Source organism: Actinomycetota bacterium, from assembly GCA_036280995.1.
Classification (GTDB): domain Bacteria; phylum Actinomycetota; class CALGFH01; order CALGFH01; family CALGFH01; genus CALGFH01.
In genome coordinates, this window is sequence record DASUPQ010000129.1 from 1 (window position 1) to 8,230 (window position 8,230).

General features: G+C 75.3%; 12 protein-coding genes. 5 read left to right on the forward strand and 7 right to left on the reverse strand.

The window, feature by feature from the left end:
* Window positions 1-149 precede the first annotated feature (149 nt).
* Window positions 150-1,193: an NAD(P)H-dependent glycerol-3-phosphate dehydrogenase gene (locus VF468_04110; protein ID HEX5877498.1), complete on the forward strand. Its 1,044-nt coding sequence runs from the start codon at window positions 150-152 to the stop codon at window positions 1,191-1,193.
* Window positions 1,194-1,203: 10 nt separating this feature from the next.
* Here VF468_04110 and VF468_04115 read toward each other — a convergent pair whose 3' ends face one another.
* Window positions 1,204-1,596, reverse strand: a complete 393-nt coding sequence (locus VF468_04115) for a DUF4383 domain-containing protein (GenBank protein ID HEX5877499.1) — start codon at window positions 1,594-1,596, stop codon at window positions 1,204-1,206.
* Between the two features lie 258 nt (window positions 1,597-1,854).
* Between VF468_04115 and clpP the strand changes: the two genes are divergently transcribed.
* Window positions 1,855-2,547, forward strand: a complete 693-nt coding sequence (gene clpP / locus VF468_04120; GenBank protein HEX5877500.1) for an ATP-dependent Clp endopeptidase proteolytic subunit ClpP — start codon at window positions 1,855-1,857, stop codon at window positions 2,545-2,547.
* 74 nt (window positions 2,548-2,621) lie between these two features.
* Here the strand turns inward: clpP and VF468_04125 are convergent, their stop codons facing one another.
* Window positions 2,622-2,870, reverse strand: coding sequence for a hypothetical protein (locus tag VF468_04125; GenBank protein ID HEX5877501.1), 249 nt, complete (start codon window positions 2,868-2,870; stop codon window positions 2,622-2,624).
* A gap of 276 nt (window positions 2,871-3,146) precedes the next feature.
* Window positions 3,147-3,314: a hypothetical protein gene (locus VF468_04130; GenBank protein ID HEX5877502.1), complete on the reverse strand. Its 168-nt coding sequence runs from the start codon at window positions 3,312-3,314 to the stop codon at window positions 3,147-3,149.
* A gap of 417 nt (window positions 3,315-3,731) precedes the next feature.
* Between VF468_04130 and VF468_04135 the strand changes: the two genes are divergently transcribed.
* Genes VF468_04135 through VF468_04145 form a run of 3 tightly spaced genes read left to right on the forward strand, consistent with a single transcriptional unit; the run spans window position 3,732 to window position 5,604 of the window.
* Complete coding sequence (locus VF468_04135; protein HEX5877503.1) at window positions 3,732-3,914, forward strand: hypothetical protein; 183 nt, start codon at window positions 3,732-3,734, stop codon at window positions 3,912-3,914.
* Window positions 3,911-4,582 (forward strand): response regulator transcription factor, encoded by a 672-nt coding sequence (locus tag VF468_04140; protein ID HEX5877504.1) that lies wholly within the window; start codon window positions 3,911-3,913, stop codon window positions 4,580-4,582. The genes VF468_04135 and VF468_04140 overlap by 4 nt, the downstream gene beginning before the upstream one ends.
* A 2-nt stretch (window positions 4,583-4,584) precedes the next feature.
* On the forward strand, window positions 4,585-5,604 hold the full coding sequence (locus VF468_04145) for a hypothetical protein (GenBank protein HEX5877505.1): 1,020 nt from the start codon (window positions 4,585-4,587) through the stop codon (window positions 5,602-5,604).
* On the opposite strand, the gene VF468_04150 is transcribed toward VF468_04145, so the two are convergent.
* From VF468_04150 to VF468_04165, 4 genes are all read right to left on the reverse strand, one after another.
* Complete coding sequence (locus VF468_04150; GenBank protein HEX5877506.1) at window positions 5,546-6,772, reverse strand: MFS transporter; 1,227 nt, start codon at window positions 6,770-6,772, stop codon at window positions 5,546-5,548. The genes VF468_04145 and VF468_04150 overlap by 59 nt on opposite strands.
* Complete coding sequence (locus tag VF468_04155; protein ID HEX5877507.1) at window positions 6,769-6,999, reverse strand: NIL domain-containing protein; 231 nt, start codon at window positions 6,997-6,999, stop codon at window positions 6,769-6,771. The genes VF468_04150 and VF468_04155 overlap by 4 nt, the downstream gene beginning before the upstream one ends.
* Complete coding sequence (gene larE / locus VF468_04160; protein HEX5877508.1) at window positions 6,996-7,817, reverse strand: ATP-dependent sacrificial sulfur transferase LarE; 822 nt, start codon at window positions 7,815-7,817, stop codon at window positions 6,996-6,998. The genes VF468_04155 and larE overlap by 4 nt, the downstream gene beginning before the upstream one ends.
* Before the next feature lie 76 nt (window positions 7,818-7,893).
* A partial coding sequence (locus VF468_04165; protein HEX5877509.1) for a TCP-1/cpn60 chaperonin family protein occupies window positions 7,894-8,230 on the reverse strand: 337 nt, incomplete at its 5' end.

The following is an 8,230-nucleotide window of genomic DNA, read 5'->3' on the forward strand; positions in this document are numbered from 1 at the left end:
CTGGTCAGCCACGACACCCCGTTCGTGCAGAGCTTCGAGCCCGACCGGGTCCTGCTCATGCCCGACGGCGCCCTGGACGTCTGGAGCGAGGACTACCTGGACCTGGTGGCCCTCGACTGAGTGGTCGCGACGCCGACCGGGAGCTGACCGTGGCCACCGTGACCATCCTGGGCGCCGGGGCGATGGGCAGCGCCCTGGCCACCCCGGCCGTGGCCGCCGGCAACCGGGTCCGGCTCTGGGGGACCTGGCTGGACGGCGACCTCCTGGCCGAGCTGCGCGCCGGCCGTCCCCACCCCCGCACCGGCGTCCCCGCCGACCCGCGGGTCGAGCTCCGCTCCGCCGGCGACCTGGCCGGGGCGCTGGACGGCGCCGACCTGGTCGCGGTCGCGATCAGCTCCGACGGCGTGCTCGAGGTCGTCCGCCGCGCCGCCGCCGCCCTGCGCCCGGGGACGCCGCTGCTGCTCTGCACCAAGGGGTTCGGTCGCCGGCCCGGCGGCCGCGTCAGCCTGCTCCCCGACCTGGTCGCCGCCGCCCTGCCCGGCCGGCCGGCCGGTACCTGCCCGGTGGTGGCCGTCGGCGGCCCCTGCAAGGCCAACGAGGTCGCCGCCGGCCGGCCCACGGCGGCCGTCTTCGCCGGCCGGGACGGCGGGGCGGTGACCCTGGGCGCGCGGACGCTGGCCACCCCCGCCTACCGGGTCGAGTGCGGCGACGACCTCGACGGGGTCGAGGCGGCCGCCGCCACCAAGAACGTCTACGCCATCGCCGTCGGCGTCTGCCACGGGCTCACCGAGGCCGGCGGGGAACCCTGGCACGACCTGGCCGCCGCCACCTTCACCCAGGCCGTGGCCGAGATGCGGCGGCTGGCGGTGGCCCTCGGGGGCCGCGAGGAGACCGTCCTCGGCCTGGCCGGGGTGGGCGACCTGGAGGTCACCTCGCTGTCCGGACGCAACCGCGTGTTCGGGGCCAGGGTCGGCCGCGGCGAGCCACCCGACGAGGCGCTGGCCGCCATGGCCGCCGCCGGCCAGACCGTCGAGGGCGTCCCGGCGGCCCGCCTCGCCCGCGACCTGGCCGCCCAGCTCGGCCTCGGGATGGCCGGCGGGCTGCCGCTCCTGGCGGCCGTGAACCGCATCCTGGACGGCGAGCCCGACCCGGCCGCCCTACTCGGCGCGGCCGTCCTCCCCGAGCTCCGCTGACGCCCCCGGCCTAGGCCGCCGGCGCGGCCGTCCGCCGCCCGGCCAGCCCGAAGTACAGGCCGAGCGCGGCGCTCGCCAGGTGCAGCGCGTTGTCGGGCTGGTTGATGTTGAGGAGGTTCAGGTCCGAGGAGCCGTTGATGAACAGCCCCAGGATCCCGACCACCAGGTAGACGGCGCCGATCAGGGTGCTGACGGCGCGGGCGCTCGACTCGGTGCGGGACGAGGCCAGCCACAGGGCCCCGACCGCGAGGTGGACGATGTTGTGCAGCGGGTTCACCCCGAACAGCAGGAGCTTGTCGTCCGAGGGGGCGGCGAAGCCGTCCAACCCCGTGAAGGCGAACCCGAGCAGGCCTACGAGCACGTAGACGGCCCCGAAGACCTGGGCGAAACGCTGGACGGGCATGATCCGCATGACCTCCTTGGCGGCTGTGGAGCCCCGGCGTTGCCGGCTCACCATGCGTTCGCTGCGCCGCCTCGATCGGTTCATTGGGCGAGGGGAGGAATTCTTTCGCCCGCGAACCGTCCCGACCCCAGGAGCGAGCCGTGGGGCTGGCCTCGCCGAGGAGCGGGACGTGGCCGCCGCCGATCCCCGCCAAGCCTCCGAAGCGGGCGCGGCGCTGGTACCCTCGCGTCGTCCCGTCCCCGTCCGGAGGTTTGCTCAATGGCCGATGCGAACCTGGTCCCCATCGTCATCGAGCAGACCAGCCGTGGCGAGCGCTCGTTCGACATCTTCTCCCGCCTGCTCAAGGACCGGATCATCTTCCTGGGCACGCCGATCGACGACACCATCGCCAACCTGGTCATGGCCCAGCTCCTGCACCTGGAGAGCGAGGACCCGGACAAGGACATCTCGATCTACATCAACTCGCCCGGCGGGTCGATCACCGACCTGCTCGCCATCTACGACACCATGCAGTACGTGAAGCCGGACGTGTCCACGATCTGCATGGGCATGGCCGCCTCGGCCGCCGCGGTGATCCTGGCCTCGGGCACCAAGGGCAAGCGCTACGCCCTGCCCCACTCGACCATCCTGATCCACCAGCCCTCGGGCGGGGCCCGCGGCCAGTCGGCCGACATCGAGATCCAGGCCCGGGAGATCCTCCGCCTGCGCAAGCTGCTGGACGAGATCATGGCCAAGCACACCGGCCAGACGGTCGAGAAGATCGCCAAGGACACCGACCGCGACTTCATCATGTCGGCCGACCAGGCGCTCGAGTACGGCATGGTCGACGAGATCATCACCGCCCGCCAGGTCGTCCCCGTGATCGGCTCCACCACCGCCCCGGCCGGCGTCTCCCGGCCGTCCGGCGACGGCGCCGGTCCCGAGCCGACGGCCGCGCCTCCCGCTTCCTGACCTCGGCTCCTCCCCCCGGAGGAGGCCACGATCGTCGCCGGGCAGGATGACCCGGTTCCCGCGGCACGCTACCGTCACGGCATGCGCATGCCCGGGTCCCTGGTCCGGCGGGTGCGGCGGCTGCCCCCGACGGTGGCCGACGGCCTGCTGGCGGCCCTGGTCACCGTGCTCGGGCTGCCCCAGCTGCTCATCGACAACCCGAGCCTGGCCAAGCTCGGCATCGAGTTCCGCGACACCGACGCGCTGGCCGTGCTGCTCACGCTCGCCCAGACGGTGCCGCTGGTCTGGCGCCGGCGCGCCCCCATGGCCGTCCTGGCCGTCACCGGCCTGGCCGCGCTCGCCCACCTGGTCGTCGGCTACCAGCCGACCTGGGCCGAGTTCGGGGTGCTGATCGCCCTCTACACGGTGGCCGCCCACTGCCCGCAGCGCCGGTCGCTGCTGGCCGCCGCCCTGGTCGCCGTCGGCCTGGCCGTCTACACGACCCTGGTCATGGTCCGCTACCCCAGGCCGGCCGAGGAGGACGTGCAGGGCTGGCTGGTCGGCTACGTGCAGTTCGCGGCCGCCTGGTTCCTGGGCAACGTGCAGAAGCGGCGGCTGGCCTACACGGCCAAGCTGGAAGCGCTCAACGCCCAGCTGGCCACCGAGCAGGAGCTGCGCTCGCGCTGGGCGGTGGCCGAGGAGCGGGGCCGGATCGCCCGCGAGCTGCACGACGTGGTCGCCCACTCGGTCAGCGTGATGACCGTCCAGGCCGGGGCGGCCCGGCGCACCCTGGCCGCCAGCCCCGACCAGGCGGCGTCCGCCCTTGGCCAGATCGAGTCGACCGGCCGCCAGGCTCTGGTCGAGCTGCGCCGGCTGCTCGGGCTGCTGCGCGACCGCGACCAGGAGGACGTCGCCGCCCTCGCCCCCCAGCCGGGCCTGGACCATCTGGAGTCGCTGACCGCCGCCGCCCGCGAGGCCGGCCTGCCGGTCGAGGTGACGGTCGAGGGCGAGCCGCGGCCGCTGCCGGCCGGGGTCGACCTGTCGGCCTACCGGATCGTGCAGGAGGCGCTGACCAACTCGCTCCGGCACGCCGGCCCGGCCCGGGCCAAGGTCCGGATCCGCTATGGCCGCGAGGACCTGGAGGTGCAGGTCACCGACGATGGCGCCGGCGGGCCGGGACGGTCCGGGACGGCGGAGGCCCGGTCGTGGTCAGGCTCGGCCCCGACGGGGTGCTGGAGCTCCCGGGCCGCAGGGAGGGCGGTGGGCACGGCCTCATCGGCATGCGCGAGCGGGTCGCCATGTTCGGCGGCACCCTCGAGACCGGTCCCCGCCCCGACGGCGGCTACCGGGTCGCGGCCCGCCTGCCGCTGGACAACGGATCCCCGTGACGATCAGGGTCCTGATCGCCGACGACCAGCCGCTGATGCGGACCGGGTTCCGGATGATCCTGGACGCCGAGCCCGACCTGGAGGTGGTGGGCGAGGCGGCCGACGGCGCCGAGGCGGTCCGGCTGGCCGCCGGCGCCCGGGCCGACGTGGTCCTGATGGACGTCCGCATGCCCGGCATGGACGGGATCGAGGCGACCCGCCGCCTGGCCGGCGACGGCGTCCAGGACCCGGTCCGGGTGCTGATCCTGACCACCTTCGACCTCGACGAGTACGTCCTGTCGGCCCTGCGCGCCGGGGCCAGCGGCTTCCTGCTCAAGGACGTCCCGCCCGAGGACCTGGTCGACGCCATCAAGGTCGTGGCCGCCGGCGACGCCCTCCTCGCCCCCTCGGTGACCAGGCGCCTGCTCGACCGCTTCGCGGCCAGCCTCCCCGACCCGGCCGCCGCCCGGCCCGCCGCCCTCGACAGCCTCACCGCCCGCGAGCTCCAGGTCCTCGGCCTGGTCGCCAGGGGCATGTCCAACGCCGAGATCGCCGAGCACCTGGTCGTCAGCGAGACCACCGTCAAGACCCACGTCGGCCGCCTGCTGTTCAAGCTCGACCTGCGCGACCGGGTCCAGGCCGTCGTCCTCGCCTACGAGACCGGCATCGTGCGCCCCGGCACCGCCTGACCATGGCCGTGGACGACCCGACGGCCGCCGCGTTGGCCTGGTTGCTCGCCTCCGACGAGCCGGCCGTCCGCCACCTGGCCCGCCGCGACCTGCTCGGGGACGGCCCGGCCGCGGCTGCCGACGCGGCCCGGGTGCTGGAGGGCCCGAAGGTGGCCGCGCTGCTGGCCGGCCAGCGACCGGACGGCGGCTTCGGGGTCCGCCCCTACAGCAAGTGGACCGGCGCCCACTGGCGGCTCGTCTCGCTGGTGGAGCTGGCCGCCCCGGCCGGTGAGCCGCGCCTGCTGGCCGCCGCCTCGACCGTGCTGGACTGGCTGACCAGCGACGCGCACCGGCGGACGGTGATGGTGGTCGACGGGCTCGCCCGCCGTTGCGCCTCCCAGGAGGGCAACGCACTGGCCGTCGCCTGCCGGCTCGGCATGGCCGGCGACCCGCGGGCCGAGCTGCTGGCCCGGTCGCTGGCCGGATGGCAGTGGCCCGACGGCGGCTGGAACTGCGACCCGCGGGCCAGCGGCCGCCGCTCGTCGTTCCACGAGTCGCTGCCGCCGGCCTGGGGCCTGCACGAGTACTGGCTGGCCACGGGCGCGACCTGGGCCCGGGAGGCGGCCACCCGGACCGCCGAGCTGCTCCTGTCCCACCGGCTGTTCCGCTCGCTGCGGGACGGCGAGGTGATCGACCGGCGCTGGCTGCGTCCGCGCTACCCGCCCTACTGGCACTACGACGTGCTCCAGGCGCTGCTGGTCCTGTCGCGGCTGGGCCTGGCCCGCGACCCGCGCGCCGCCGACGCGCTCGACCTGGTCGCCCGGCGCCGGCGGGCCGACGGCCGCTGGTGGCCGAGCGGGTACTGGTGGCGCCCGCCGGGCAGCCGGTCCGGGTCAGGCCCGGTCGAGGTGGTCGACTGGGGACGGTCGGGCCCCAGCGAGATGCTCACCCTCAACGCCCTGCGGGTGCTGCGCGCCGGCGGCGTCACCCCGGATGGCGGTCGAGCTCGTCCAGGCTCGGGGCCGTCCGGATCGACGGGCTGAGGCAGCCCCAGACGACCAGGACCAGGGCGACGGCGGCGAACAGGCCGATGGCGGCCCGGGCCGGCAGGGCGTCGAGCAGGATGCCGGCGACCAGCGGCCCCAGCGGCACGATCAGCAGCGAGATCGCCCGCCAGATGGACTCGACCCGGCCGAGCAGACGGTCGGGCGTCATCGCGATGCGGTAGCCGTGGACGACCGAGTTGGTCGAGGGGATCGCCAGGGCCGTTGGCAGGGTGCTGGCGGCCAGCACGTAGACGTTGGGCCAGATCAGGAACAGGCCGCAGCCGAGCCAGGTCCACAGCTCCAGCAGCAGCACCGTGCGGACCGAGAGGACCCGGCTGACCAGCGGGGCCAGGAACGAGCCGAGCAGCACGCAGCCCCCGAAGGCCGAGAGGAGCAGGCCGACCCGGCCGCCGGACAGGCCCTGGCGCTGACCGAGGACCACGACCGCGAACAGGACGCCCACGCCGATGAAGTTCGACAGCCCGAACAGGAGCGCGCAGATGCGCAGGAACCGGTGGCCCCAGAGGAAGCCGAACCCCTCGGCGAGCCGCGAGCGCAGCGACGCCCGGTCGGGCTCGCGCGCCTCCTGGAACGGGCCCCGCATGGCCAGCAGCGAGACGGTCGAGAAGGCGTAGGAGACGGCGTCGACCAGGAACGGGAGCGCCCGGGCGACCCCGAACAGCGCGCCGCCGATCGGCGGGCCGGCCAGGTCGACCGCCGCCAGCCGGCCCGTCTGGGCGCCCGCTGCTCCCGGCAGCTGGCGCGCCGGCACCACGGCCCGGAGGGCCCCGGCCTGCGCGGCCGCGAACAGGGCCGCGCCGGCGCCCTCGACGAGGGCGACCAGTGGGATCGCCCAGAAGACGAGCCGGCCGGCCAGGATCGCCGCGGCCAGCCCGCCGACGGCGAGCACGCGGACGCCGTCGGCCGCGACCATCAGCCACCGCCGGTTCCAGCGGTCGGCGACCACCCCGGCGGGCAGGGCGAACAGTGTCAGGGCCAGGGCGCGGGCGAAGGCGACCACCCCCGCCCTGGCCGCCGACCCCGTCACCTCCAGCACGAGCAGGGGGTAGGCGATCGCCGCCGACTTGGTGCCGGCCTCCGACAGCAGCTGCCCGGTCTGGAGGAGCAGGAAGTCGCGGTTCCGGCGAAGCGGGACCGCGGTCACGCGTCGATCGGCTCGACGGTGACGCCCTGCTCGGCGAGCCAGGCCTCGGCCTGGTCGAGCTGGTCGGTGGGGCCGGAGAGCTCGAGCAGGAACCAGGCGACCCCGGACTCCACGTCGACGTTGGCCCGGCGGACGTTGACCACGGCCGTGGTCGTCCTGACCAGGTCGTGGAGAATCGGCCGGTGGACCAGCTCCGGCGGGAGGGTGCAGTGGACCAGCCGCCTCACGGTGCCGGCCTCTGGTGCAGGGCGGCGTTCATGGAGCCGGAGCGGAAGCCCTCCAGGTCGAGGGTGACGTAGGTGAAGCCGAGGTCGTGCAGGCCGTCGACCAGGCGGGCCCGGCGGCCCGGTTCGACCAGCTCGCCCAGGGCACCGACCGGGACCTCGATCCGGGCCAGGTCGCCGTGGTCGCGGACGCGGAGCTGGGCCAGGCCGAAGGAGCGGAGCAGGGCCTCGGCCCGCTCGACCCGGGACAGCCGGGCCGGCGTGACCTGGACGCCGTAGGCGATCCGGGAGGCCAGGCAGGCCGCGGCCGGCTTGTCGGCCGTGCGCAGGCCCCGGCGGCGGGACGCCTGGCGGACCTCGGCCTTGGACAGCCCGGCCGCGACCAGCGGGGTGAGCACGCCGTGGTCGGCCGCGGCCCGCTGGCCGGGGCGGTGGTCGCCCAGGTCGTCGGTGTTGGTCCCGACGGCCAGGGCGAGGCCCTCGGCGCCGGCCAGGGGGGCGAGCACCTCGAACAGCTCGTCCTTGCAGAAGAAGCAGCGGTCGGGGCCGTTGCGCAGGTAGCCGGGACGCTCGCCCTCGTGGGTGGCCACGACCAGGTGGCGGGCGCCGAGCTCGGAGGCCAGGGCGCGGGCGTCCTCCAGCTCCTGGTCGGGAAGGCTGGGCGACACGCCGGTGGCCGCCACCGCCCGCTCCCCCAGCGCCTCAACGGCCGCGGCCAGCAGCAGCGCCGAGTCGGCCCCGCCCGAGAACGCCACCATCACCCCGCCGGTGGCCTCCAGCTCCGACCGCAGGGCGGCCAGCTTGGCGTCCAGCGCGTCCATGACACGACAGTCTAGTTCCATACGAAACGGCGGCCCCCCCGACATCGGGGGGGCCGCCGTTCCGTGTGGAGCCGGACTAGAAGTCCATGTCGCCGCCGCCGCCGGGCATGGCGGGGGCCTTCTCCTTCTCGGGCTTGTCGGCCACCACGGCCTCGGTGGTGAGGAACAGGCCGGCGATCGAGGTCGCGTTCTGCAGGGCGGAGCGGACGACCTTGGCCGGATCGACGATCCCCGCCTTGAACATGTCGGTGTACTCGCCGGAGGCCGCGTTCAGGCCCTGGCCCGGGTCGAGGCCGCGGACCTTCTCGACCACCACGCCGCCCTCGAGGCCGGCGTTGAGGGCGATCTGCTTCAGCGGCTCCTCGAGGGCCCGGCGGACGATGAGCGCGCCGGTCGCCTCGTCGCCGGTCAGG